This window comes from Pseudomonas weihenstephanensis (assembly GCF_001043055.1).
GTDB lineage: Bacteria > Pseudomonadota > Gammaproteobacteria > Pseudomonadales > Pseudomonadaceae > Aquipseudomonas > Aquipseudomonas weihenstephanensis.
Genome location: NZ_JYLF01000001.1, coordinates 171,772 through 198,137 on the forward strand (window position 1 = coordinate 171,772; position 26,366 = coordinate 198,137).

General features: G+C 58.1%; 22 protein-coding genes. 11 read left to right on the forward strand and 11 right to left on the reverse strand.

The features are described from left to right. The first annotated feature begins 76 nt into the window (after positions 1-76). On the forward strand, positions 77-607 hold the full coding sequence (locus TU86_RS00880; protein ID WP_048362433.1) for an ankyrin repeat domain-containing protein: 531 nt from the start codon (positions 77-79) through the stop codon (positions 605-607). Positions 608-652: 45 nt separating this feature from the next. Next, positions 653-2,023 (forward strand): DNA repair protein RadA, encoded by a 1,371-nt coding sequence (gene radA / locus TU86_RS00885; protein ID WP_048362434.1) that lies wholly within the window; start codon positions 653-655, stop codon positions 2,021-2,023. 1 nt (position 2,024) lies between these two features. On the opposite strand, the gene TU86_RS00890 is transcribed toward radA, so the two are convergent. Beyond that, positions 2,025-2,396 (reverse strand): PilZ domain-containing protein, encoded by a 372-nt coding sequence (locus TU86_RS00890; protein WP_048362435.1) that lies wholly within the window; start codon positions 2,394-2,396, stop codon positions 2,025-2,027. Between the two features lie 168 nt (positions 2,397-2,564). On the opposite strand from TU86_RS00890, the gene TU86_RS00895 reads away from it, so the two are divergent. From TU86_RS00895 to yjiA, 3 genes are all read left to right on the forward strand, one after another. After that, positions 2,565-4,631 (forward strand): carbon starvation CstA family protein, encoded by a 2,067-nt coding sequence (locus TU86_RS00895; protein ID WP_048362436.1) that lies wholly within the window; start codon positions 2,565-2,567, stop codon positions 4,629-4,631. A 15-nt stretch (positions 4,632-4,646) separates the two neighbouring features. Next, a complete protein-coding gene (locus tag TU86_RS00900) occupies positions 4,647-4,844 on the forward strand; it encodes a YbdD/YjiX family protein (RefSeq protein WP_007937254.1) in 198 nt (65 codons plus the stop codon). Between the two features lie 139 nt (positions 4,845-4,983). Beyond that, entirely contained in the window at positions 4,984-5,949 is a 966-nt protein-coding gene (gene yjiA / locus TU86_RS00905) for a GTPase (protein WP_048362437.1), read from the forward strand. 139 nt (positions 5,950-6,088) lie between these two features. On the opposite strand, the gene glyA is transcribed toward yjiA, so the two are convergent. Together glyA and TU86_RS00915 are read right to left on the reverse strand one after the other, a co-directional pair. Further along, positions 6,089-7,342 carry a serine hydroxymethyltransferase gene (gene glyA / locus TU86_RS00910; protein WP_048362438.1) on the reverse strand — a complete coding sequence of 418 codons (1,254 nt, stop codon included), beginning with the start codon at positions 7,340-7,342 and terminating at the stop codon, positions 6,089-6,091. A gap of 131 nt (positions 7,343-7,473) precedes the next feature. Continuing rightward, positions 7,474-11,340 (reverse strand): bifunctional diguanylate cyclase/phosphodiesterase, encoded by a 3,867-nt coding sequence (locus TU86_RS00915; protein ID WP_048362439.1) that lies wholly within the window; start codon positions 11,338-11,340, stop codon positions 7,474-7,476. Between the two features lie 293 nt (positions 11,341-11,633). Between TU86_RS00915 and ettA the strand changes: the two genes are divergently transcribed. Then, positions 11,634-13,301, forward strand: a complete 1,668-nt coding sequence (ettA, locus tag TU86_RS00920; RefSeq protein ID WP_048362440.1) for an energy-dependent translational throttle protein EttA — start codon at positions 11,634-11,636, stop codon at positions 13,299-13,301. Positions 13,302-13,575: 274 nt separating this feature from the next. After that, positions 13,576-14,913 carry an NADP-specific glutamate dehydrogenase gene (gene gdhA / locus TU86_RS00925; protein ID WP_048362441.1) on the forward strand — a complete coding sequence of 446 codons (1,338 nt, stop codon included), beginning with the start codon at positions 13,576-13,578 and terminating at the stop codon, positions 14,911-14,913. Here gdhA and TU86_RS00930 read toward each other — a convergent pair. The 5 genes from TU86_RS00930 to TU86_RS00950 form a co-directional block, all read right to left on the reverse strand. After that, positions 14,910-15,404: a GreA/GreB family elongation factor gene (locus TU86_RS00930; protein ID WP_048362442.1), complete on the reverse strand. Its 495-nt coding sequence runs from the start codon at positions 15,402-15,404 to the stop codon at positions 14,910-14,912. The genes gdhA and TU86_RS00930 overlap by 4 nt on opposite strands. Before the next feature lie 57 nt (positions 15,405-15,461). Continuing rightward, a complete protein-coding gene (locus TU86_RS00935) occupies positions 15,462-15,821 on the reverse strand; it encodes a hypothetical protein (protein ID WP_048362443.1) in 360 nt (119 codons plus the stop codon). 390 nt (positions 15,822-16,211) lie between these two features. Further along, entirely contained in the window at positions 16,212-16,502 is a 291-nt protein-coding gene (locus tag TU86_RS00940; RefSeq protein WP_173426996.1) for a chorismate mutase, read from the reverse strand. 15 nt (positions 16,503-16,517) lie between these two features. Continuing rightward, positions 16,518-18,371 (reverse strand): Lnb N-terminal periplasmic domain-containing protein, encoded by a 1,854-nt coding sequence (locus tag TU86_RS00945; RefSeq protein WP_048362445.1) that lies wholly within the window; start codon positions 18,369-18,371, stop codon positions 16,518-16,520. 75 nt (positions 18,372-18,446) lie between these two features. Beyond that, entirely contained in the window at positions 18,447-18,935 is a 489-nt protein-coding gene (locus TU86_RS00950; RefSeq protein ID WP_048362446.1) for a DUF3015 domain-containing protein, read from the reverse strand. Positions 18,936-19,207: 272 nt separating this feature from the next. Here TU86_RS00950 and TU86_RS00955 point away from each other — a divergent pair, with 272 nt between their 5' ends. Together TU86_RS00955 and TU86_RS00960 are read left to right on the forward strand one after the other, a co-directional pair. Beyond that, positions 19,208-21,646 carry a Lon protease family protein gene (locus TU86_RS00955; RefSeq protein WP_048362447.1) on the forward strand — a complete coding sequence of 813 codons (2,439 nt, stop codon included), beginning with the start codon at positions 19,208-19,210 and terminating at the stop codon, positions 21,644-21,646. A gap of 237 nt (positions 21,647-21,883) precedes the next feature. Beyond that, complete coding sequence (locus TU86_RS00960) at positions 21,884-22,201, forward strand: PA4575 family protein (protein WP_048362448.1); 318 nt, start codon at positions 21,884-21,886, stop codon at positions 22,199-22,201. A 10-nt stretch (positions 22,202-22,211) separates the two neighbouring features. Here TU86_RS00960 and TU86_RS00965 read toward each other — a convergent pair whose 3' ends face one another. Beyond that, positions 22,212-24,044, reverse strand: coding sequence for a hypothetical protein (locus TU86_RS00965; RefSeq protein WP_048362449.1), 1,833 nt, complete (start codon positions 24,042-24,044; stop codon positions 22,212-22,214). A 142-nt stretch (positions 24,045-24,186) separates the two neighbouring features. Here TU86_RS00965 and TU86_RS00970 point away from each other — a divergent pair, with 142 nt between their 5' ends. Then, positions 24,187-24,675, forward strand: coding sequence for a TIGR00645 family protein (locus tag TU86_RS00970; protein ID WP_048362450.1), 489 nt, complete (start codon positions 24,187-24,189; stop codon positions 24,673-24,675). A 144-nt stretch (positions 24,676-24,819) separates the two neighbouring features. Further along, a complete protein-coding gene (locus TU86_RS00975; protein ID WP_048362451.1) occupies positions 24,820-25,437 on the forward strand; it encodes a BamJ family beta-barrel-assembly machinery protein in 618 nt (205 codons plus the stop codon). Between the two features lie 62 nt (positions 25,438-25,499). On the opposite strand, the gene TU86_RS00980 is transcribed toward TU86_RS00975, so the two are convergent. Together TU86_RS00980 and TU86_RS00985 are read right to left on the reverse strand one after the other, a co-directional pair. Next, positions 25,500-25,772 carry a PA4570 family protein gene (locus TU86_RS00980; protein ID WP_048362452.1) on the reverse strand — a complete coding sequence of 91 codons (273 nt, stop codon included), beginning with the start codon at positions 25,770-25,772 and terminating at the stop codon, positions 25,500-25,502. Positions 25,773-25,976: 204 nt separating this feature from the next. Then, positions 25,977-26,318 carry a zinc ribbon domain-containing protein YjdM gene (locus tag TU86_RS00985; RefSeq protein ID WP_048362453.1) on the reverse strand — a complete coding sequence of 114 codons (342 nt, stop codon included), beginning with the start codon at positions 26,316-26,318 and terminating at the stop codon, positions 25,977-25,979. Between the last annotated feature and the right edge of the window lie 48 nt (positions 26,319-26,366).

Genomic DNA, 26,366 nt, shown 5'->3' on the forward strand with positions numbered 1-26,366 from the left:
CCCCACCCTTCTCTCCCTGTGAGAGGGGTGGGGTGAGGGGCTTTTGATTCAAACGCGTCATTGCAGGTAATTCACTATGCGAGTTTTTATTTCCTTGGCTTTGCTGCTTGTCAGCGGTATCTGTGCCGCCGCAGAACCCGATGTGCGCGTTCAGCTTCAGGACTATTACTTTGATGCCGCACGCCGCGGTGATGTGGCGATGCTCGACACCTTTATCGAGTCCGGTTATTCGCTCGACACGCAAGACAGCAAAGGCTACAGCGCGTTGATTCTGGCCGCGTATCACGGCCAGTCCGAAGCCGTGGAGCACTTGCTCGCCGCGGGAGCCAATGCGTGTGTGCAAGACAAACGCGGTAACACAGCCCTGATGGGCGCGATTTTCAAAGGCGAACTCAAGATCGCTCGCAGGCTTTTGGCCACCGACTGCAATCCTGACCAGCGTAACGGCGCAGGCCAGACCGCCGCGATGTACGCGGGCCTGTTCAAACGGATTGATCTGCTCAACGACTTATCGGGTAAAGGGGCCGATCTGAACGCCGAAGACCCCTTGGGCAACAGTGCCGCTCGGCTGGCCAACGGTGAAATCCGCATGCCGGTGTCGCACTGATCCGGGCCGGGTGGGCTATCATCGCGGTTTTTCCGTGGAGTTCTGATGGCTAAGCCCAAGCGCATTTTCGGCTGCACCGAGTGTGGTGCAACCTTTCCCAAGTGGTCAGGGCAGTGCGCCGAGTGCGGTGTGTGGAACACCTTGGTCGAAACCATCGTCGAAAGTGGCGCAGCCGCTCCACCCAGCGGTCGTAGCGGCTGGACGGGTCAACAAGCCCAGCTCAAAACCCTGGCAGAAGTCAGTATTGAAGAGATTCCGCGTTTCTCTACGGCTTCCGGTGAGTTGGACCGGGTGCTTGGCGGCGGTCTGGTAGATGGCTCCGTGGTGTTGATCGGTGGCGACCCCGGCATCGGCAAGTCCACCATCCTGCTGCAAACCTTGTGTCACATGGCGACGCGCATGCCCGCGCTGTATGTGACCGGCGAGGAGTCACAGCAGCAAGTGGCCATGCGCGCACGTCGTCTGGGCTTGCCGCAGGATCAACTGAAGGTGATGACCGAGACCTGCATCGAAAACATCATTGCCACTGCCAAGCTCGAAAAACCCAAGGTGATGGTGATCGACTCGATCCAGACCATCTTCACTGAGCAGTTGCAGTCGGCGCCAGGCGGGGTCTCGCAGGTGCGCGAGAGCGCTGCGTTGTTGGTGCGCTATGCAAAATCCAGCGGCACGGCGATCTTCCTCGTTGGCCACGTGACCAAAGAGGGCGCGCTCGCGGGCCCGCGCGTGTTGGAACACATGGTCGACACCGTGTTGTATTTCGAGGGCGAGTCCGACGGGCGTCTGCGTTTACTGCGTGCAGTAAAAAACCGTTTCGGCGCGGTCAACGAACTGGGTGTATTCGGCATGACCGACAAGGGCTTGAAAGAAGTCTCCAACCCTTCGGCGATTTTCCTGACGCGAGCACAAGAAGAAGTCCCTGGTAGCGTGGTCATGGCGACGTGGGAGGGCACGCGGCCGATGCTGGTCGAAGTGCAAGCGCTGGTGGATGACAGCCATATGTCCAACCCGCGGCGCGTAACGCTGGGACTGGATCAAAACCGACTGGCGATGCTGCTCGCGGTGTTGCACCGTCATGGCGGCATTCCAACCCACGATCAGGATGTGTTTCTCAACGTGGTGGGCGGGGTCAAAGTACTGGAAACCGCATCTGACCTCGCGTTGATGGCGGCCGTGATGTCCAGCCTGCGTAATCGGCCGTTGCCTCACGACTTGCTGGTGTTCGGCGAAGTCGGGTTGTCAGGTGAAGTACGGCCGGTGCCCAGTGGTCAGGAGCGGCTAAAAGAGGCCGCCAAACATGGTTTTAAACGCGCCATCGTGCCCAAGGGCAATGCCCCGAAAGAGTCGCCACCGGGGCTGCAGATTATCGGCGTGACCCGTCTGGAGCAGGCGCTGGATGCTTTATTCGAGGAATAAGTTACTGCGTGCTGATCAGCGCCCGTAACTCTCGCTCCAGTAATTGTTCATCGCCCATATTCAATTCGACCAGCCGCCGCAGGTGGCTGATCGAGTCCAGGCCGATGTGTGTGCACTCAAAGCCCAAGTACTGGTCATCTACATGGGCTAAGCGCACGTCCATGATGATGTGCGTCTCATCGCTGAGATGGATATTGGCGGTAAATGTCTGCTCTGTGACGGGGTGCCAATTCAGCGGCTTTTCGACCAGCAACCCTTTAAGTGACACATCCAGCAGTTTGACCGACCAATGAAGTGGCCCCTGACTGATTTTTGTCTGGGCATCGAAGTGGATACGGGTAAAACGCCGACGTTCTGCGGGGTGCTGGTGCATGTTCAAACCCTCCGGGTATGCCTGAACTATAGACGTACAACGGCAAAAGTCAGCCGTGCAAAAAAACCTGAAAGAAGGCTCTAGACCAACGTCAGGGGCTGGTCTTTAGTGCTGGGGACGCTAAACTCCGGGGGCAGTCCTTCTTGTCCAACTGGCCGGAATATAAAAATGAATAATAAAAATAGCCTGCTACGCCACATTCCGTGGTTAGTGCTGGCGATTGTAGGAGCTTGCGCCTTGGGCGTAGTGGCCTTGCGCCGAGGCGAGGCGATCAACGCTTTGTGGATCGTAGTGGCAGCAGTTGCCATCTATCTGGTCGCTTATCGTTATTACAGTTTGTTCATCGCCACCAAGGTGATGCAGCTGGACCCATTGCGCGCCACGCCCGCGGTGGTCAACAACGATGGTCTGGACTATGTGCCGACCAACAAACACATTCTTTTCGGTCACCACTTTGCTGCCATTGCCGGTGCCGGACCTTTGGTCGGCCCGGTACTGGCTGCGCAGATGGGTTACCTGCCGGGCACACTTTGGCTGATTGCCGGTGTGGTGCTGGCCGGTGCGGTGCAGGACTTCATGGTCCTGTTCATGTCAACCCGCCGCAACGGTCGCTCACTGGGCGACATGGTGCGCGAGGAGATGGGCAAAATACCGGGCACCATCGCGCTGTTTGGCTGCTTCCTGATCATGATCATCATCCTCGCGGTGCTGGCGCTGATCGTGGTCAAAGCTCTGGCCGAGAGCCCGTGGGGCATGTTTACGGTGATGGCCACCATCCCGATTGCGATGTTCATGGGCATTTACATGCGCTACATCCGCCCGGGACGCATCGGTGAAATCTCCGTGATGGGCGTGCTGTTGTTGCTGGGTTCCATTTGGCTGGGGGGCCAGATTGCGGCAAGCCCTGAGTGGGCGCCGGTGTTCACCTTCACCGGTACGCAAATTACCTGGATGCTGATCGGTTACGGCTTTGTCGCGGCGGTATTGCCGGTGTGGCTGGTACTGGCACCGCGTGATTACCTGTCGACGTTCCTTAAAATCGGCACCATCGTCGCATTGGCCATCGGGATTCTGGTCACCATGCCCGAGCTGAAAATGCCGGCGGTCACTCAGTTCATCGACGGTAACGGTCCGGTCTGGAAGGGCGGCCTGTTCCCATTCTTGTTCATCACCATTGCGTGCGGCGCGGTATCGGGTTTCCACGCACTGATTGCCTCGGGTACTACCCCCAAACTGCTGGATAACGAAAGCAACGCCCGTTACATCGGTTACGGCGGCATGTTGATGGAGTCGTTCGTCGCCATCATGGCAATGGTTGCCGCTTCGGTGATTGAGCCTGGTGTGTACTTCGCCATGAACAGCCCCGCCGCAATTGTGGGCGGCGATGTGGTGAGCGTGGCGCAAACCGTAAGCAGCTGGGGCTTTGCAATTACCCCAGACGCCCTGACAGCGCTGGCCCATGACATCGGTGAAACCACCGTTCTGGCCCGTGCTGGCGGCGCGCCTACGCTGGCGGTCGGTATCGCGCAGATCCTGCACAACGTGTTGCCCGGCGAAAACACTATGGCGTTTTGGTACCACTTCGCCATTTTGTTTGAAGCCTTGTTCATTTTGACCGCGGTAGATGCCGGTACCCGTGCTGGCCGCTTCATGCTGCAAGACTTGCTTGGCAGCTTCGTACCCGCGCTCAAACGCACCGAGTCGTGGGGCGCCAACTTGCTGGCCACTGGCCTGTGTGTGGCGATGTGGGGCTACCTGCTGTACCAGGGCGTGATCGACCCGCTGGGCGGGATCAACACCTTGTGGCCGCTGTTCGGTATCTCTAACCAGATGCTGGCGGGTATCGCGCTGATGCTGGCCACCGTTGTGCTGATCAAAATGAAACGTCAGCGTTACATTTGGGTGACCATGCTGCCAGCCGTGTGGTTGCTGATTTGCACCACCACTGCGGGTTTCATCAAGTTGTTCGATGCCAACCCGGCTGTCGGTTTCCTGGCCCTGGCCAACAAATACAGCACGGCGCTGGACGCGGGCCAAGTGATTGCACCGGCCAAAAACATCGATCAGATGCAGCACGTAATTATCAACGCCTACACCAATGCCGGTTTGACCGTGCTGTTCCTGTTCGTGGTGTTCAGCATCCTCTTCTTTGCGATCAAAGTGGGCATCGCGGCTTGGGGTTCTAAAGAACGTACGGATAAAGAGTCGCCGTACCACTCCGTTCCTGACGCCTGATAGAGGGTTGCACGCATGTTCAATGACCTGAGTCGCCTCGGTAAATACCTCGGTCAGGCCGCGCGCCTGATGGTCGGCATGCCTGACTACGACAACTACGTCGAGCATATGCAAACCAAGCACCCGGACAAACCGGTGATGAGCTACGAGGCGTTCTTTCGTGAACGCCAAGAGGCCCGTTATGGCGGCAAGGGCGGCCCCAAGTGCTGCTGACCCGCTAACGCCTGTGTAGGTGCGAGCGCGCTTGCGAAGGCTTTATGTCTGTCAACGATGTTGTTGAGTGGCCTGATGCTTTCGCCAGTGCGTTCGCGCCTGCATTTTTTTGCGGCCTCAATTTTTCAGGAGACTGTTGATGTCCTCTCCCATCCCCGTCACCATCCTCAGCGGCTTTTTAGGGGCCGGCAAAACCACTTTGCTGCGTTACTTGCTCAAGGCCGAGCACGGGCTGAAAATCGCCGTGATCGAAAACGAATTCAGCGACGCCGGGATCGACACCCAACTGTTGGGTGAGGAGCCGGTGCAAGTGATGACCCTGGCCAACGGTTGCGTGTGCTGCACCATCCACACCGACCTGACCAAAGCGCTGTACTTGCTGCTTGAGCGGCTAGACAGTGGCGAAATTGCCTTCGACCGACTGGTGATCGAATGCACCGGGCTGGCCGATCCGGCACCTGTGGCGCAAACCTTTTTTATCGATGAAGAGCTGCGTGAGCGTTATCTGCTGGACGGCATCATTACCTTGGTCGATGCGGCTCACGCCGATGTCCACCTGACACAAACCATCGCCCAGGCACAGATCGGCTTTGCTGACCGGCTGCTGGTGAGCAAGCGCGACCTGGTGGACGATGCCACCTTCGATGCCTTGTGCGAGCGCCTGACCCGCATTAACCGCCGTGCGCCGGTCCGTGTGGTCGAGCATGGCAAAATCGACCTGGCCGAGCTGCTCGATGTGCGTGGCTTTAACCTCAATGCCGACCTGGGTGGCGGCCTGAACCTGCGTCCGGTGCAGCCAGCGGCCACGGTTGATCGCATCTCAAGTCTGGTACTGCGTACAGACAAACCGCTGGATATCGACAGCCTGAGCGCGTTCATGAATGAACTGCTCGAAGACCACGGCAAGCAATTGCTGCGTTACAAAGGCGTGTTAAACATTGCGGGTGAAGACCGGCGCTTAGTGTTTCAGGGCGTACTGAAATTGTATGGTTTTGACTGGGACACCGAATGGCGCGCTGACGAAGCGCGTGAAAGCGTGATGGTATTTATTGCCGATGATTTACCCGAGGCCAAGATCCGCGAGGGATTTGCCCAACTCACCTGATCTCTTCCTGTAGGCGCTGCCAAAGGCTGCGATCGTCTAAAAGATCAAACGCTTGCAGTCTTCGCCAGCGCCTGCGCAAGGATTCACAGCCACAAAAAAGCCCGGCTCAAGAGCCGGGCTTTTGTTCAACTATTTACACTCAGTTGCCGTAAACCGGCAGCTTCTTGCAAATGGCTTTTACTTTCTCGCGTACGGCATCAATCACGGCTTCGTTATTGATGTCGTCCAGGATGTCGCAGATCCAGGTCGCCAGCTCACGGCATTCTTCAACTTTGAAACCGCGCGTGGTAACGGCGGGTGTACCGAAACGCAGACCCGAGGTCACGAACGGCGAACGCGGGTCGTTAGGTACGGAGTTTTTGTTCACGGTGATGAAGGCTTTACCCAAAGCGGCGTCAGCATCTTTACCCGAGATGTCTTGCTTGATCAGCGACAGCAGGAACAAGTGGTTTTCAGTACCGCCCGATACCACGTCAAAACCGCGCTCGATGAACACCGAAGCCATCGCTTGGGCGTTTTTCACCACTTGCTGCTGGTAAACCTTGAACTCAGGTTGCAGCGCTTCTTTAAAGCAAACGGCCTTGCCTGCGATCACGTGTTCCAGTGGGCCGCCTTGCGAACCCGGGAAAACAGCCGAGTTCAGCTTTTTCTCGATGTCGGCGTTGGCTTTGGCCAGGATCAGGCCGCCACGTGGGCCACGTAGGGTTTTGTGCGTGGTGGTGGTGACTACGTCAGCAAACGGAACCGGGTTCGGGTAAACGCCCGCCGCCACCAGACCGGCTACGTGAGCCATGTCGACGAACAGGTACGCGCCAACTTTGTCTGCGATTTCGCGAAAGCGTGGGAAGTCGAGGATCTGCGAGTAGGCAGAGAAACCGGCCACGATCATTTTTGGCTTGTGTTCAACCGCCAGGCGTTCAACTTCGTCGTAGTCGATCAGGCCGTTGGCGTCGATGCCGTACTGCACAGCGTTGTACAGCTTGCCCGAGGACGAAACGCTGGCGCCGTGGGTCAAGTGACCGCCGTGGGCCAGGCTCATGCCCAGAATGGTGTCACCGGCCGACAGCAGGGCCAGGTAAACCGCGCTGTTGGCTTGCGAGCCTGCGTGCGGTTGAACGTTGGCGTAATCGGCGCCGAACAGTTCTTTTGCACGGTCGATTGCCAGTTGCTCAACCACGTCGACGTATTCGCAACCGCCGTAGTAACGCTTGCCCGGGTAACCTTCGGCGTATTTGTTGGTGAGCACCGAGCCTTGAGCTTCCATCACCGCTGGGCTGGTGTAGTTTTCCGAAGCGATCAGCTCAATGTGTTCTTCCTGGCGCTGAGCTTCTTGCTCCATGGCGGCAAAAAGGTCGGCGTCGAACTTGGCAAGTGTCAAATCACGGCTGAACATGGCGGTCCTCAAGGATCGGGGGCAGAAAAGAAGCGCATTCTAACTCAATGGGTTTTATCTGGCATATGAAAGGCAATCATGTGGCAGACAAGTGGCTTTCAGGTGATGTCTTTTTGATAGCCTTTAGGCGCTTATTCAAAGACCGGCAGGGATTCGGGGCTGAACCGTGCTTCAAATTGTCGCGCGGGCATCGGGCGGCCGAACAGGTAGCCCTGCACTTCATCGCAGCCGTGCTCGCGCAGAAAGTCCAGTTGCTCGTGGGTCTCGACGCCTTCGGCGATCACGGCCAGATTCAGGCTATGCGCCATCGCAATAATGGCACGGGCAATTTGCGCATCTTGCTCGCCTTCCGGCAGACCGTCGACAAAGGTGCGGTCAATTTTCAGCACGTCGATGGGGAATTGCTTGAGGTAGTTGAGCGATGAGTACCCCGTGCCAAAGTCATCCACGGCAATGCTCAGGCCCAGGTTCTTCAAGCTGGCGAGAATTTGCAGGGCTTCGCTGACTTCTCGCATCAGGATGCTTTCGGTCAGTTCCAGCTCAAGGCACGCGGGTGGCAAGCCGGTTTCTTTGAGGATAGTGGCGATACGCGTGCCCAATTGGCCATCAGAGAACTGACGCGCCGAGATGTTGACCGAGACTTTGGGGACCCGCACTTTGGCCTGATGCCAATGTTTGAGCTGGCGGCACGACTCGGCCAGCACCCAGTCGCCGACGTCCACCACCAAACCGAGTTCTTCGAGCACCGGGATAAAGTCCCCCGGCGGCACTAACCCGCGGCGCGGGTGGTTCCAGCGCAACAGGGCTTCGGCCCCTGTCAGGCGTTTGCCGTCGCCACTGAATTGCGGCTGGTAATAGAGGATGAATTCTTGTTGTTCCAGTGCGTGGCGCAGGTCGCTTTCGAGTTCCAGACGTTCCAGGGCGCTGGCGTTCATGTCCGCCTGATAGAACTGGAAGTTGTTTTTGCCGCGCTCCTTGGCGTGATACATCGCCGTGTCGGCGTTTTTCATCAACTGGCTGAGTTCATTGCCGTCTTGGGGGCTCAAGGCGATGCCGATACTGGCGGTCACGAAAAACTCGCGGCTTTCGAGCACAAACGGTTGCACCAGGCTGGCGAGGATCTGTTCAGCCACGCTGATTGCGCGGTTGAGCGCCATGTCACGGGTGGCTCGCGGTTGCAGCAGCAGGGTGAATTCGTCACCGCCCATGCGCGCCACTGTGTCGTCATTGTCCACACAGGCCAGCAGGCGGATGGCCATGTCTTTGAGCATGCGGTCGCCTGCGGCGTGGCCCAATGAGTCATTGATCGGTTTGAAGCGGTCGAGGTCGAGGAACATCAGCACCACCCACGACTTGTTGCGCTCGGCCTGTTGCAACGCGGTGTGCAGGCGGTCCTGGAACAGGGTGCGGTTGGGCAGGTGGGTCAGGGCGTCGTAATAGGCCAGGCGGTGAATCCGCTGCTCACTGGCCTTGCGCTCGCTGATGTCGCTGAAGAAGCACACGTAACTGGCGAGGTCGCCTTCATCGTCAAACACCGCCGTGATGCCGACCCATGCCGGGTAATGCTCGCCATTGAGGCGCTTGAGCCACACTTCACCTTCCCAGGTGTTGTGCTGGTGCAATTGCTTGAGCACGTATTGCAGGTGCGCTTGCTGCTGTTCATCGACGGTGAGCATGCTCGGCAATTGATCGAGCACCTGTGACACCGCGTAGCCACTGACCCGGCTGAACGCTTCGTTGGCCTGCACGATGTAGCCCGCAGGGTCAGTGATGAGGATGGCTGAGGTGGAATGCTCAAACACCGTAGCGGCCATGCGCAGGTCTTTTTCAGCACGCCGTTGCTGACTGATATCACGGCCCACACCGAGGATGCCTTCAAAGGCGTCGTTTTCATCCCACACCAACACCAGACGCAGCTCGATAGGGATTTTGCGCCCGTCGGCGCGCAGGCAATCGAACACAAACAGTTGGGTGTCCAGTTGGGTGCGCAGGGCCGACAGTTGCTCGGGGTTGTCGAGGGCGTTGCTGACCCGCTCCATCAGGCTGTAAACGCCTGCCAACTGCTGCGGGTTGGCAATGGTCGATTGCCAGCCGTTCTTGAACACCCATGCGGCATCAAAGCCCAATACGCTTTGTACAGAGGGGCTGACGTAGTTCAGTTTCAAGGTATTGTTGGTGGAGAAAATCACGTCGCTGATGCTTTCCGCCAGCATCCGATAGCGCTGCTCACTGTCGCGCAGGGACTCGCTGGCTTCGATCTGATCGGTGATGTCTTTGGCCACCCCGACAATGCGCGTGACTTGATCATAGGCATCGCGAGCCAAGGCTTGCTCGCGAATGTCAAAGCGGCGCCACACGCCATTGCTGTGACGGAAGCGCAGTTGGCATTGCAGTAAGTGCGCATAGCCGCCATGGCGCTGTTGCTGACGCGAGCGGTGGTACTGCTCGGCGTCTTCAGGATGAAGCAGCAGCTCCCAGAAGTAAGCGCCCATTTGTTGCAGTTCGGTGGCGTTGTACCCCAAGGTGTGGCCCAAATGGTGGTTGCTGAAAATCATCCGCTGGCTGATCACATCCTGCACATACAGGTGGTCAGGCACGGTGCGCACCACATCGGACCAGAAGCTTTCGCGCTCTTGCAGCGACAACTCAATCAGCTTGCGGCTGGTGATGTCACTGATGCTCAAAATGACCGCGTGATATTCGCAGCGGTTATCGGGCAGGCGCAGAACCAACCATAAGTGCTGATCCTGGCCATTGGCATCTACCAGCGTGATTTCCAGCTCAAGCTGCTGCTGGTGGTTGAGGACGGCTTCGATCACTTGATAGCTGATGGCCGAGGTGTTGGTCGGGCAGCCGCTGATCAGCTTCATCCACGCGCCAGCGCCTGAATCCACGTCCAGCAAGTGCAACGCCACCTGGTTGACTTCAGTGATGCGTAACTGCTCGCACAGCTGGCGACGCTGTTCGGGGTTGTGATTCATCCATTGCTTGAGCGCGTTGCTGTCATAAAGCTGTTCGCGCTCCAAAAAACCTGGCAGGCCGGACAGGTCCATCACACACAGCGCCACGCCGGTGCCTTCAAAAATGTCGTAATAGCGGCGACGGCCTTCATGCACCTGGCGTTGGCGACGGCGCATGTTGACCAGTGCGACCACTGGCAACAGGGCAAACAGCAGCCCCAGCAGGCATTTGCCGATCAGTCCGGGCAGCAAGTGGGCCACGACTTCATCGGCAGCGAACAGGCCGCGCAATTGCCAGTCACTGTGGCTCAACGGGGTGAGCAGCACGGTGTTGGTCTCGTCTTGCGGGCTGAGGGGGGCCGCCGAGGCCATCGTAGCTGCGCTGTGGCCCAGCACGGTGCGGGTCTGCGTGTTTTCGATCCGCCATTGTGGGCGGTCGGCAAGGGTGTTTTGACGCGTCAGGTTGTGCAGCAGGTCCGGGCTCATGCGCAGCAGCCAGTAACCCTGCGGGTCGTGGCCCAGTTTATTCAGCAACAGGTACGCCGTGCCGGCATCGCTGCTATTGCTGAAGTAGTAACCGTCAGTGCGTTTGCGGGCGCGGTTGTGTTTGATCCAGTCACGCAGGTAGGCCGCGTCCGGGCTGATACCGCCGCTGTCGATCAACACTTCGCCATTTGGGTTGAGCAAGGCCACGCTTTGCAGCGAAGGCAGCGACTGGCGCATTTGATGGACCAGCGCTTGCAACTGTTGCCGGTTAGCGAGGGGGGCATGAGCGGGCAACAGATTGAGCGCCACTTCGGCGCGCAGGGCCATGCTCAGGCTGATGTGATCGGCCAGATCGGCACTGTAATTGATGCTGTATTGGCGTTTGTGCGCGAGGGTTTCGCGAAACTGTTCAATCAACAACCAGAACAGCATCGCCAACAACAGCAAGACCAGCGTCGCCAATGCGCCTTTTAACGTGCCGCGCACAGGTGTGCCAAGCCATTGGCCTGGAGCGCGCGCGGAGGCGGAGTTGGGCGGTGTGACATTGGGCAAGCTGTGATCCTGCGATTTGGCTGCTAAGGTGCGAGGCGCACTATAAGCGGGACGCCCAAAGGGCGGCTAGCATGCCTTGGACTGTGGCAAAGTGCCAGCCCTCTGCTCTGCGCTGGTTTGCCCTGCACTGCGCATTCAGGTAGCTTTGCCGGTTACGCGGGGGCATAAGAGCTCCTACACTCAGGCTTTTTACATGAGCAGGCATTGACCCAGATCAATTCCTGACCGTCTGCTATGGCCTGAGCCGTGCATTGCTCGCGCCTTATTCATCAGTCACTGACGCTAGGTTCACCATGGCTCAATACGTTTTCACCATGCATCGGCTGAGCAAAGTTGTTCCGCCGAAGCGGGAAATCCTGAAAAACATCTCCCTGTCGTTTTTCCCGGGCGCCAAGATCGGCGTGCTCGGTTTGAACGGTTCGGGTAAATCCACCCTGTTGAAAATCATGGCTGGCGTCGACCCCGAGTTCGACGGCGAAGCCCGTCCGATGCCGGACTTGAACATCGGCTACCTGCCGCAAGAGCCGCAACTGGACCCGACCAAAACCGTTCGCGAAGTGGTTGAAGAAGCCGTCAGCGTGATCAAGGACGCTCAGGCGCGCCTGGATCAGGTTTACGCCGAATACGCCGAGCCGGATGCCGACTTCGACAAACTGGCGGCCGAACAGGCCAAGCTCGAAGCCATCTTGCAAGCGGGCGACGGCCACAACCTTGAGCGCCAGCTTGAAGTTGCGGCCGATGCACTGCGTCTGCCGGCCTGGGATGCCAAAATCGAACACCTGTCGGGTGGTGAGAAACGCCGTGTGGCCCTGTGCCGCCTGCTGCTCTCAGCCCCGGACATGCTGCTGCTCGACGAACCTACCAACCACTTGGACGCCGACTCGGTGGCCTGGCTGGAACACTTCCTGCACGACTTCCCGGGTACCGTGGTTGCGATCACGCACGACCGTTACTTCCTGGACAACGTGGCGGGCTGGATTCTGGAACTCGACCGCGGCGCCGGTATCCCTTACGAGGGCAACTACTCGGGTTGGCTTGAAGCCAAGTCCGACCGTCTGGCGGCCGAATCCAAACAGCAGTCGGCCCATGAAAAGGCCATGAAAGACGAGCTGGAATGGGTGCGTAAAGGCGCCAAGGCGCGTCAGTCCAAATCCAAGGCCCGTCTGCAACGCTTCGAAGAACTGCAATCGCAGGAATTCCAGAAGCGCAGCGAGACCAACGAAATCTACATCCCGGCCGGTCCGCGCCTGGGTGACAAAGTGATCGAGTTCAAAAACGTCTCCAAAGGCTACGGCGATCGCGTGCTGATCGACAACTTGTCGTTCGCCATGCCTAAAGGCGCCATCGTGGGCGTGATCGGCGGTAACGGTGCCGGTAAATCGACCCTGTTCCGCATGCTGATGGGCAAAGAACAGCCGGATTCGGGCAGCATCGAAATCGGTGACACTGTGCAGTTGGCGTGTGTTGACCAGAGCCGTGACGACCTGGATGGCAGCAAAACGGTGTTCCAGGCCATTTCTGACGGTTCCGATGTGATCCGCATCGGCAACTACGAAATCCCGTCGCGTACCTACGTGGGGCGTTTCAACTTCAAGGGTGGCGATCAGCAGAAATTCGTCAAGGACCTGTCCGGTGGTGAGCGTGGTCGCTTGCACCTGGCCCTGACCTTGAAAGAGGGCGCCAACGTGCTGCTGCTCGACGAACCGTCCAACGACCTTGACGTCGAGACCCTGCGTTCGCTCGAAGAAGCGTTGCTGGACTTCCCTGGCGCCGCCATTGTGATCTCTCACGACCGGTGGTTCCTTGACCGCGTCGCGACGCACATTCTGGCGTACGAAGACGACTCGCAAGCGGTCTTCTTTGAAGGCAACTACACCGAGTACGAAGCTGACCGTAAAAAGCGCCTCGGCGAAGCGGCCACCCAGCCGCATCGTGTGCGTCACAAAAAACTGGCCCAATAAACGGCCGTTTGCTGCAAAACAACGGCGCCTTCGGGCGCCGTTGTTTTGCAGGCTGCACGGCACCTCTTTGCTACGGGGGGGCTTTTTATTGGGGCAAAAGTGGGTACAGGTTTCACTTTTTTGGTGCGCAAAGCGCCGTAAAATCAGCGTTATTTATATAAAAGCACCATTTAAATTCAAAACTGCGACATTTTGCGCTGTCGCGGTGCGACATGAATTGATAAAGTTCTGGCCAATCTCCGTTTAACGACAATAAATTTGCCGAGACTTATCCATGATCGAATCCGTCGACCACTTCCTTGCCCGCCTGAAAAAACGTGACCCGGACCAACCAGAATTCCACCAGGCTGTGGAAGAAGTCCTGCGCAGTCTGTGGCCCTTTCTCGAAGCTAATCCGCATTACCTGACCTCCGGAATTCTTGAACGCATTTGCGAACCTGAGCGTGCGATTGTGTTCCGTGTGTCGTGGGTCGATGACGAAGGCAAAGTGCGGGTTAACCGTGGTTTCCGTATTCAGATGAACAGCGCCATTGGCCCGTACAAAGGCGGCCTGCGCTTCCACCCTTCGGTGAACCTGGGTGTACTCAAGTTCCTGGCCTTTGAACAAACCTTCAAAAACTCCCTGACTTCACTGCCGATGGGCGGCGGCAAGGGCGGTTCGGACTTCAATCCCAAGGGCAAGAGCGATGCAGAAGTGATGCGCTTTTGTCAGGCCTTTATGAGCGAGCTGTACCGCCATATCGGTTCGGACGTGGATGTGCCTGCGGGGGATATCGGCGTTGGCGCACGTGAAATCGGTTTCCTGTTTGGCCAGTACAAACGCCTGAGCAACCAGTTCACCTCCGTACTGACCGGCAAAGGCATGAGCTACGGTGGCAGCTTGATTCGCCCGGAAGCTACAGGCTTTGGCTGCGTTTACTTTGCCCAGGAAATGCTCAAGCGCAGCGGCCAGCGCATCGACGGCAAACGTGTTGCGATCTCCGGTTCTGGCAACGTGGCGCAATACGCCGCGCGTAAGGTCATGGATCTGGGCGGCAAGGTCATTTCTCTGTCGGACTCCGAAGGCACGCTGTACTGCGAAGCCGGATTGGACGACGCGCAGTGGGAAGCCTTGATGGAACTGAAAAACGTCAAGCGTGGGCGTATCAGCGAAATGGCGACGCAGTTTGGTCTGGAGTTTTTGGCCGGTCAGCATCCTTGGCACCTGGCGTGTGACATTGCCCTGCCGTGCGCGACGCAGAACGAGCTGGACGCAGACGCTGCACGTACGTTGCTGAGCAATGGCTGCGTGTGCGTGGCCGAAGGCGCCAACATGCCGACCACGCTGGAAGCTGTCGATGTGTTTGTCGAGGCTGGCATTCTGTTCGCACCGGGCAAGGCTTCCAATGCCGGTGGTGTGGCGGTGAGCGGGCTGGAAATGTCGCAAAACGCCATGCGCTTGCTGTGGACGGCGGGTGAGGTGGACAGCAAGTTGCACAACATCATGCAGTCGATCCACCACGCGTGTGTTCACTACGGCGAAGAAAACGGACGTATCAACTACGTCAAAGGCGCCAACATCGCAGGCTTCGTTAAAGTGGCCGATGCCATGCTGGCGCAGGGCGTGGTTTAAGCCGGTTTTATGGCGATGATTTCAACCTGCAAATCCCCGGCAGGTCGAAGCCACAGCACTTCATCGCCCAGCTGTGCGCCCAACAGCGCACGGCCCAGCGGCGATCCCCAATTGATCAAGCCCTGAGCGGCATCGGCCTGGTCCTCACCGACCAACTGCACCCGTTGTTCATTGCCGTGTTCATCGGTAAATGTCACCCAACTGCCGATCTGCACCTTATCTGACGAGGTTGCCGGGGCGGCGACCTGCGCACTCAGCAAACGCTGATTGAAATAGCGCAAATCTCGCTCAAGGTCGGCCAAGCGCTGTTTGTCGGCGTCATCGCCCTTTGCGCTCTCTTGACTGTGTTGCGCCTGAAGCGCGCTGACTTTGGCGTGCAATAACCCATGACCCTCGGCGGTCACGTAATTGGGCTGGTTGCTGACGTGCCGCTCAATAGGGGTATTGGCGTGGTCGGCGGCGCTGTCTTCGTTTACAAATGCGCGGCTCATGGCAGGTGTCCCTTGTGGCTATAGGCTTGAGAGCCTGCGGGTAGATCAGGGTTCAAATTATTGCGAGCGATAGGCGCGGGCGGCGTCCACATCCTTTTCGTGCTGCCAGTCGCGTTCGCGCTGATCCCAATGCCGCTCCTGGTACTCCTCGCGGTCCTGACTTTCGCGCATGGCCTGACACTGGCGAAAGCCATCGTCCCAGCCTTGGGCGTAGATCGAATCTTTCAGGTAGCGCGCAACGTCTTTCTTGTACTCGCCAGTGATAGCCCCTGCGGCTTGCCGGCCACTGCTACAGCCCTCAGCAAAACCGTCCGCAAAGGCGGGCGGATAACCCTTCGCCAACAGCTCATCGTGGGTGGTTTGACACCCGCTCAGCACTGCACTCAACAGCCCGATACACACAGCGCCGCGCCACATAATCCACCTCAATGCACCGATCAACGGCCGATGAGGTGGAGTGTAGGCCGGGATCTGTGATTGGGCTGTGAAGCGCGTGTCAACGTGATGTCAGCTGTCGGCGGGTGTTTGCAGCGCCTGCACGCCCGCGAACAACTGGCCAGTGCTGGCATCGGGGTGCAGCTCATGTAAGGCCCTGGACTGACGCTTCATTTTGGCCTTGGCGTTATAGAACGTGTGCAGGCCTTCGTGGGGTGGGGCGCCAGGCGTTAATCGTTCGTCTGACGTTGCAGGTTGAGCGCGGGTTCGGTCTGAGGGGGCTGGCGGCGCAAGCTCCCAGGACAGGTCTTGCAGGTTAAGATCGCTGCGCAGTTGATCGCAACCTGCCCAGCGACTTCACGGCTCAGCCGTTCAGGAAAGCGCCGAGTGTTCAGCCAGCTCTTGCTGGATAAACGCCGCGATCATGGCGCGGTACACCTGTTCGGTGACGTGCGGGTTGGCACCCAGCTCGTCGGCCAAGGCCCTGACCTTGGCGAACACGTGCTCAACCCGCTGCGGCGACTTGACGGCATGACTGTCTTTTTTAAAACGCGCAGCCTGCGACACATAGCGCCCGCGCTGTGCAATGAGGCCGACGATCTGGCGATCCAGTTGGTCAATGTGTTCGCGGACTTCGTCCAGGGTTTGGCAGTGGGCAGCCATGTCGTGTAACTCCATTCAGTAGTGATACCACTTCACTTCCAGCATCACTTCGTTGACCGGCGAGCTCAGGTGGCTGAACTCTCGTTGGGCGGTCAGGCGCAGGCCGAGGTTGCGGGATATTTCCCACTGCTGGTTCAGGCTTAGCGTGCGGCGGATTTCACCGTTGGTGAAGTAATCCCCCTTGGCTTCCAGGCTCAGATTGCCCAGCGGATTACGCCACAGCAACCCGGTGTTGTAGCCCGCAGCCGGAGCGACGAAGGCGGCGAAGTCGTTGTTGTGTTCCACGCGCACTGTGCCGAGGGCGAAACCTAGCAGGCCGTCGGCCAGTTGCCAGGTGCCGCCTGCGCCGCCATTGACGTGGCTGACGAGGTTTTCGTCGCCATGCTTGCCCAGCACGCGCTCAAGGCCGCCGCCCACTTGCCAGGACCACGGCTGGAGCAGGTCATTGCGCGGTGTCAGCGAGCGGATGTTGGCCAGATCAAGTTGCTGGATTTGCCAGTGGTTGCCTTCGTACTGGCGCAATTTGAGTTGCAGGATTTCAATCTGCGCCCCCAGCGGAAAGCCCGGCGCGTTGTCGTTCAGGTCGTGGTAAGCCATGCGCAGGCCGTACTCGGCAAAGGCCTTGTCGTCGCGGCTGCCCGCGCCCAATTGCCAGGTGCGCGACTCGTGGCCGTTCTCCGGCAGTTCGGGTTTTTCGACGTGCAGCGCCGGTGCCGGGTTTTGGTTGATTGCGCGCAGCAGTTCAAAGCTGCGTTGCGAGCGCTCGGTATCACGCTCCAGGCCGTTGGCGCGGTAGCGTTCAAGGCGATAAGCGGCGTCGATGATCAACGCTTGCCGGGCTTTGGGCAGGGCTTTGAATTCAGGGTTTTGCAGTTGCTGTTGATTGGCGCTGACCTGTAGCACCCATTGCTGCTCTTCGGGGTCGAGGACCTTGGCGCGGTCCAGCAACTCGCGCTCGCGTGACGGGCGGTATTCGATGCTTTCGACCAGACCGGCTTCTTTGACCGCTTTTACAGTGTCGGTGGGGATCGCGGTCAACGGGAATTGGGTGGTCAGCTTCAAGCCTGGACGGGCCACTTGCAGCAGTTCAAGCAGGCGATACGAGCAGTTTTCGTCGAAAAAGAAGTAGTCGAACTGGATCTGTTTCAGCTCCCACACATGCTCAACCATCCGTTGGGTTTCTTCGGGCGTCAGGTTGAGGCGGTATTCCCACAGGTCGCGGTTTTCGAGGCTGCGATACTCCGAGAGTTTTTCCTGGTAGGGCACCAGGGCGAACAGGCCGGGATAACCGCCAGCCAGGCCTTTCCACGCATACAGAATGCTGTTGTCGGAACCTTCGATGTAGGCGCCGAAGTTGATCGCGTAGCTGAGCAGCGCGGTCTTGTTGCTTTGCACGTCAGCCTGGTCGATGCGCAATAAGGTGTGACCAAACATCGAGGACGGGCTGTTGAGGTACGCCGCCGGGAAAATCATCACCGTGCTGTGCGGGGCCACGTCTGTGAACCATTGCGTGAACTCGGCGCACGGCGCTTGGGGCAAGTCGTTCAGATTCAGTTGCGCCTTGAGCCAGCGGGTGCGGGCCGGGTACACGCATTGCGGGTGTTTGTCGCCCAGGCTTAAGGGCGAATACAGCGCCTCGACGGTGGCGCGCAATTCAGCGTCCGGGTGGTGAGCGCCGTCGGGGGCGATGAAGAATTTGTCGTCGCTGACATAACTGCGCCAGCCGCCGAGCTTGCGGGCTTCGTAATGCCCCAGGGAGAGCCAGAACGGGTCGTTGGCCAACTGCTGCACACGTTGATTGTCGATAGAGGGCGCGGCATATAACGGGGCGCAGGCACAGAGCGCCAAATAGGCAAGGCGTTTGAGCATGGTCGGCAACTGTTGTCAGACGAATAGAAATGAAGCAGAAGGATACCCGCTCCGAAAGGAGCGGGCAGGTCTCATTTACGCAGCGGTTGCGTACTTGGACAGGCGAGCGTCACTTTTCAGGACGGCCAGGGTGTTGGTGTGAACATCATCCGCGGTCACGTCAGCCTTGCTGAAGATTTGCTGGAAGTGTTCGTGGGTGACCGCTGCAAAATGCTCACGGTCTTCAGGGGCGACACCCAGTACCACCGCGTAGGTGGTCAGCGCTTCGCCATTGCCTTTAGCCATGTCTTCGGACAGCTCGTTCATCATGCCATTCATGGCAATCCACGATTTGCCGCCGTAGGTCAGCGAGTCTTTGGTGGTGCAACCGTTGGTACCGGAAGTCATACCAAAGGTGGCGTTGCCGGACGTGCCGTTGGTGGTGGAGGCCAGGAAGTGGGCCGGAGTGCCGCGTTGGCCTTCAAACAGCATGTTGCCCCAACCGCAGTTCGGACCGCCTGGTGCTTGAGCCATAGCATTGAGGGAAACAACAGTGAAGAGAGTACCGAGAAGAATCCGTTTCATAGCTTTGTTCTCTATGTGTGTGCAACCAATGGACAAGGGTGTCTGGCCCCGAAGCGCCAGTACGGGCCAGTTATGCCTTCCGGCCGCGTAACATCTTGGAGTCTAGGCATGATCTGTGGGTTCCGTTATTTTTTGTAAAACAATCATTGATCGAGCACAGTTTTAACCCGCAAATGCAGGGCCGCGGGATTTCGCGCATCGTGCGCCTTGCCAGTGGCGTACGGCCAGCGCCAGAATGCGGGCATCTGCCCCGCCCGATGTAAGGAAGCCCGATGCCTGATCCTGTTGCTGCCAGCTTGCGTCTCGCGCCTGACGCGCTGACCCGTCCGTTTTCCGCTGAACAGTTCAGCTTCTCTACCACCAATGATCTGGAGCCTTTTCGCGGCATTCTCGGCCAGGAACGTGCGGTCGAAGCCTTGCAATTTGGCGTGGCCATGCCACGTCCGGGTTACAACGTATTTGTGATGGGCGAACCCGGTACCGGGCGTTTTTCGTTCGTCAAACGCTACCTCAAAGCTGAAGGCAAGCGCCTGAAGTCGCCGAGTGACTGGGTGTATGTCAATAACTTCGATGACCCGCGCGAGCCACGGGCGCTGGAGCTGCCCGCCAGCAGCGCCTCGGCGTTCATCGCTGACATCAATGGTTTGATCGACAACCTGCTGGCGACCTTTCCGGCGGTCTTTGAGCACCCGACCTATCAACAGCGTAAAAGCGCCATCGACCGGGGCTTTAATCAACGGTATGACCGCGCGCTGGATGTGATCGAGCGTTTGGCGCTGGAAAAAGGCGTGGCCTTGTACCGCGACAGCAGCAACGTCGCCTTTACGCCGATGAGCGACGGCAAGGCACTGGATGAAGCCGAGTTTTCGCAGTTGCCCGAAGAGGAGCGCGAGCGTTTTCACGAGGATATTTCGCAGCTCGAAGAGCGTCTCAACGAAGAACTGGCGAGCCTGCCGCAGTGGAAGCGCGAGTCCAATAACCAACTGCGTCATTTGAACGAAGAAACCATCACCCTGGCGCTGCAACCGTTGCTGGCGCCGCTGTCGCAAAAGTACGCCGAGAACGGCGCTGTGTGCGGCTACTTGCAGGCGGTGCAGGTGTACTTGCTCAAGACCGTGGTCGAGCAACTGGTCGACGACAGCAAGACCGATGCCCAGGCGCGCAAGTTGCTCGAAGAGCAGTATCTGCCCAGCCTGGTGGTCGGCCAGCCCATGAGCGGCGGTGCACCGGTGGTGTTTGAACCGCATCCCACCTACGACAACCTGTTTGGCCGTATTGAGTACAGCACCGATCAGGGGGCGCTCTACACCACCTATCGTCAGTTGCGTGCGGGCGCTTTGCACCGCGCCAACGGCGGCTTTTTGATTCTCGAAGCCGAGAAAATGCTCAGCGAGCCGTTTGTATGGGACGCGCTCAAACGCGCACTGCAATCGCGCAAATTGAAAATGGAGTCGCCACTGGGCGAGATGGGGCGCTTGGCCACCGTGACCCTCAGCCCGCAAGTGATCCCGTTGCAGGTCAAAGTCATCATCATTGGTGCCCGCCAGCTGTATTACACGTTGCAAGACCTGGACCCGGACTTCCAAGAGATGTTCCGTGTGCTGGTGGACTTCGACGAAGACATTCCCATGGTCGACGAGAGCCTTGAGCAGTTTGCCCAGTTGCTGACCACGCGCACTTCTGAGGAAGGCATGGCGCCGCTGACAGCCGATGCGGTAGCGCGACTGGCGACGTACAGCGCCCGTTTGGCCGAGCATCAAGGGCGCTTGTCGGCGCGTATCGGCGATCTGTTCCAGCTGGTCAGCGAGGCGGATTTCATTCGCCATCTGGCCAACGATGAAATGACCGATGCGGGCCATATCGAGCGCGCGCTGAAAGCCAAGGCCACGCGCACCGGTCGAGTGTCGGCACGGATTCTTGACGACATGTTGGCCGGGATCATTCTGATCGACACCGACGGTGCGGCGGTCGGCAAGTGCAACGGCCTGACGGTGCTCGAAGTGGGCGATTCAGCCTTCGGCGTGCCAGCCCGTATTTCAGCCACGGTGTATCCGGGTGGCAGCGGTATCGTCGACATTGAGCGCGAAGTTAACCTCGGCCAACCGATTCACTCCAAAGGCGTGATGATTTTGACCGGGTACCTGGGCAGCCGTTATGCGCAGGAATTCCCGCTGGCGATCTCGGCCAGCATCGCGCTGGAGCAGTCTTACGGCTATGTGGATGGCGACAGTGCGTCACTGGGCGAGGCTTGCACGCTGATTTCAGCGCTGTCGAAAACGCCACTCAAGCAGTGTTTTGCAATCACCGGCTCCATCAACCAGTTCGGCGAAGTGCAGGCTGTGGGTGGCGTCAACGAGAAAATCGAAGGCTTCTTCCGCCTGTGCGAAGCTCGCGGGTTGACGGGTGAGCAAGGGGCAATCATTCCTCAGGCCAACGTAGCGACGTTGATGCTGGATGAGAAAGTGTTGCAGGCGGTGCGCGAGGGCAAGTTTCACGTCTACGCGGTGCGCCAGGCGGACGAAGCCTTGAGCTTGTTGGTGGGTGAGCCTGCGGGCGAGCCGGACGCTGAAGGTCTGTTCCCGGAAGGCAGCGTCAATGCGCGGGTGGTTGAGCGGTTACGGGTCATCGCTGAAATGATCAGCGATGAAGACCTCAAAGAGGCTGAAAAGGAGTTGATCGCCGAAACCCTGGCCGCTAAAAAATCGGTTTAAAACCTACCCCGTAGGAGCTGGCGCAGGCTGCGAGCTGTTGATCATTGCGCTAAAGCTCGTAGCCTGCGCCAGCATCCATCGGGATGATTGCCAATGCGTGAACCTTTCCGTTGGTCACGGCGCCTTGGCGAGCGCTGTTTTTCTTCTATTCTCAGCACAAGGACCTCCACTGTCGTCACTGGAACGATGCAGCCCGTTGTGTGCGGCTGAATACAGGATCTACCGAGGGTCGCCGCCATGACGCGCAACCTTTGCCTTACCCGCCAATGCCTGGGGTTGGAAACACGGATCGAATGCAGCGTGCGCCCGCTCGCTGGTGGTACAGGCATGTGGACGCTGTTGTTTGCCGCAGGGCTTGCCGGCGAGCAGCCGACCACGATCAAGTCCCAAGGCCCGTTCCCTGGCCCGTTCGCGGCTGAAACCATTCTTGAATCAATCGTTGAAAGCCTGACGCTGCACGGCTATCAGTTGGCGGATGATCCGCAGATCTGGTGCCTGCATGTGCAGGCCCAGTTGCGGCAGATCAACGGCACGCGCAGTCACGCGTCTCGTTGAGGGACAGCAATCAATGCGGCGGGTTGACCTCGGGCACTTTGTCCAGTTTGACCTCAAAGCCATATTCCACCGGTGTCAGGTCGGTGCGGGCATAGCTTTCAAGGTGCGTCGGCTGGCCATAAAAGTAATGCACGTCAAAGGTGGGCGGGCCATCCGCCTCGCGACTGTGGCTCACTGCTAGCACTTCTTTCAGATAATTACCGGTCTTGTCCTTGGCGTAAAAGCGCCAGGCGTCAGACGGGAACAGCGTTTGATCAACGATCAACGCATTGCCCTTAAGCTCCAGACCCTTGGGTAAATGGGCAACGTCCAGGGATTGTTGGTCGACGTTGGCGATGTACATCGGGATTGAGCCAATCGCGAAAGCGGGTGTTTCTGGGAACAAATTGAGGTCATAGGTGATGACGCCGGTGTGCGGGTCAACATCGAAGGCTTCGGCGGGCAATTCCAGGGGTTCACTGCGATTGCCATTATCGTCTTCGGCAAAGAAGGTTACCGGCGCGTCGGACGAGTCAGGCAGCACGCCCAGCAACTCGTCATTGAAGGTGGCCGGGTGGCTGAACTCCAGGGTCGCGGCGCTGGCGTCGTCAATCGACTGGCTGATGGTGACATTCTTTTTAAACTGCTCAGGGTCGAGGTTGGCGTTCTTCAGGTACGCAGGTGCCTGGTCGTCATAGACCACCACGGCCAGGGGCAAGGGCTGTATGTCTTTGTTCACCACGTTTTTGTCGAGCCTGTGTACGGGCAGATCGAGTTCTTTACGCGTGACCGTCGCGGTCGAGAAGTCGAGCACGCTGATGTCGACATGTTCGACCGTGCCGTTGAAGTAGACCTTGCTGTAGTGATTGGGGTGTTTTTTATCAAAGTCGGCTTGTTCGTTCCTCAACTGTTGCTCAAAGGCCTCGCTCCACGCGGTTTGCTTGAGCATTTCGGCCAGTTGCTGTTGATAAAACGCCAGTTGCTCGGCGTTTTCGTTGATCGAGCCTGCGCGTGAGAGAAATTGCCCGGACAGGTCGTGCGCCTGGATGATCAGCGGGTTTAGCTCGATGTCGCGCACAGGCTCGGCCAGCGCTGCGCTGTTACGAATATCGACCTCTGCAAAGTTTTTGCCCAGCGCCAACAGGGTCACGCTGATGCTGCCCTCGGTGCGGGTCTGGCCAACGTCATTGGCGCTCAGCTTGAAGTTGACCACTTTGCCCGGTGCAATGACTTCGACCTTGCCGTGCAGCATCAGTGGCTGGGGTTGCTGGATGTTCTCGGTTTCGATCCCGTCGATGTAGGGGTAGGTGACGGTCAGGTCGTCCGGGTTGCTCAGGTTGGCGCTGGAGGGGCTCAACTGGATGCCGGGGTCGGTCTCGGACCATTCGGCCTGGAAGGGCACCACCTGTTTGTTGCTCAGGGTGACGGACTGCCATTCCAGCACATGCGGGAACGGGAATTGCGAGGCGCTGTTGAGCGGGAACGGGAACACCGGCTCCAGATCGGTCAGGTAGTCAGAGCTGGCGTGTTTGCGCAGCACAAACAAGCCATTGATGTAGGTGTCAGTCAGTGCCTGGGTGGTGGGGTAGTGCTTGAGCAGTGCCAGATCGTCGGTGGTGTATTGGGTTTCAATCGGCTTGTCTTGCAACTTGATACGCGCACGTTCAAGCAACAACAAAGAGCCACCGAGGTCGGCAACGGCATCCTTGAGTGGCTGGTCTTTGATGGTGTCCAGGTTCTGTTCGAACTGCGCGGTCCTTTCTTCCAGGCTGGCGAGCGGGTGTTTCTCATCCGGTGAACAGCCTCCTGTGGCGAGCAGCGCCAATGAGAGTCCGAGACCAGCCAAGGGGAGTCGCAGATCCATTCTTCAGTTTTCCTGTCCGTAAACGATGCTGAGTAGGAGGACACTAGCAGAAAAAGTTTTTACAGACTGTGTCTGGGGCTTCATGCCAGCTGTTTTCTCACTGATATACTCGCGCCCATTTTTCTACATCCTGTGAGATTCAATGGAACGCTTTATCGAAAATGCAATGTACGCTTCGCGCTGGATTCTAGCGCCGATCTATTTTGGTTTGTCCCTGGGGCTGCTGGCGCTGGCCTTGAAATTCTTTCAGGAAGTGTTTCACGTAATCCCTAACGTGTTTGCGCTATCTGAGTCGGACTTGATCCTGGTCATTCTGTCGCTGATCGACATGGCGCTGGTCGGCGGCTTGCTGGTGATGGTGATGATCTCGGGCTACGAGAACTTCGTTTCGCAACTGGATATCGACGAGCACAAAGAGAAGCTCAGCTGGCTGGGTACGATGGACTCCACGTCGCTGAAAATGAAAGTGGCCGCCTCGATTGTTGCGATCTCTTCGATCCACCTGCTGCGGGTGTTTATGGATGCGCGCAACATCGAGCCTCAGTACCTGATGTGGTACGTGATCATTCATATGACGTTCGTGATCTCGGCGTTTGCGATGGGTTATCTGGACAAACTCACCAAGCATTGATGCCCCCTGCAGCTCGCGGCGCATAACCCGGGCTGCGAAGGCTTTGGGGGCTGTGGTAGTCTGCTCGCCCTTTTTTGGTTCAGGGCGTTTGGGGTCAGCGGTTACGACTGGCTGGCCAGGAACGTCCCACAGCGGAGCAGTGTTATGTCCGAAGTAAATCTGTCGACCGACGAAACCCGCGTTAGCTATGGCATTGGCCGTCAGTTGGGCGACCAACTGCGTGACAACCCACCACCGGGCGTGAGCCTGGATGCAATCCTGGCGGGCCTGACTGATGCGTTCGCCGGTAAAGAAAGCCGCGTAGGTCAGGAAGAAATGTCGGCCAGCTTTAAAGTGATCCGCGAGATCATGCAAGCTGAAGCGGCTGCCAAGGCAGAAGCGGCTGCTGGCGAAGGCAAGGCTTTCCTGGCTGAAAACGCCCAGAAAGACGGCATCACCACCCTGGCATCGGGTCTGCAATTTGAAGTAGTGACGGCAGGTGAAGGCGCTAAGCCATCGCGCGAAGACACTGTTCGCGTTCACTATCACGGCACCCTGATCGACGGCACTGTGTTCGACAGTTCCTACGAGCGCGGTGAACCCGCTGAGTTTCCAGTGGGCGGTGTGATTGCCGGCTGGACTGAGGCACTGCAATTGATGAATGCCGGTAGCAAATGGCGCATCTACGTGCCGAGCGAATTGGCTTACGGCGCACAAGGCGTTGGCAGCATCGCTCCACACAGCGTGTTGGTATTCGACGTTGAGCTGCTGGACGTTCTGTAAGACCCCAGTGTTTTAACGGCAGTGGCGGGTTTGCGGGTAAGCCCGCCACTGCGCAAGACGCATCATATTTCTATTTTGGCGTGATGCTCATGGGTGTCAGTCGAGCCGACAGGGCGCAATGCCCGGGCGTAGCAAAATAGAAACAGATTGCGCACTAACTCCTTGAGCACCACCGGCTCGCTGGAGTTAAGCCCCGAGAAATCCAGATCTCCCTGATCGTGCAGTTCGTTCAGCGCTTCTTCTTCCAGTACCGCACAGACTTCCCCGGTTTCCCGATGCAGGATTCGCAGATAGGGGTGCGGACGGTCCAGCCAGGCATCGATTAAATAAGTCATGGGCGTCTCCTTGATGAATATCAATGAGAATAATTCTTATTCAATTAATAGCAAGTGCCTATTGCCGCAATTGTGTTTTTTTTGCGCAGAAATTGCTGTCGGTCAAAGTGACTGGCTTTTTGATATTGCGCATCAGTAGCGGCGGGATTGGAGCGGGGAGGGCGACACCTTCCTGCGCAGGGCGCAGGAAGGAATGCAGCAGAATCAGACTTTACGCACGAACTCGGACTTGAGCTTCATGGGGCCGATGCCGTCGATTTTGCAGTCGATATCGTGGTCGCCGTCGCACAGGCGGATGTTTTTGACCTTGGTGCCAACTTTGACCACCAGCGAGGTGCCTTTGATTTTCAGGTCTTTGATAACGGTGATTGTGTCGCCGTCGGTCAGCACGGTGCCCGACGCATCTTTGTAGACTTTTACATCGCTGGTGTCTTCAGCCTCGCCATTGGCGGACCACTCATGGGCGCATTCCGGGCAGATCAGCTGTGCGCCGTCTTCGTAGGTGTATTCGGAATTGCATTTTGGGCAGGGTGGCAAAGTGCTCACTTGCGCTCCTTAAAAGTCAGGATGGCTAAAAGGCACGCATTGTATAGG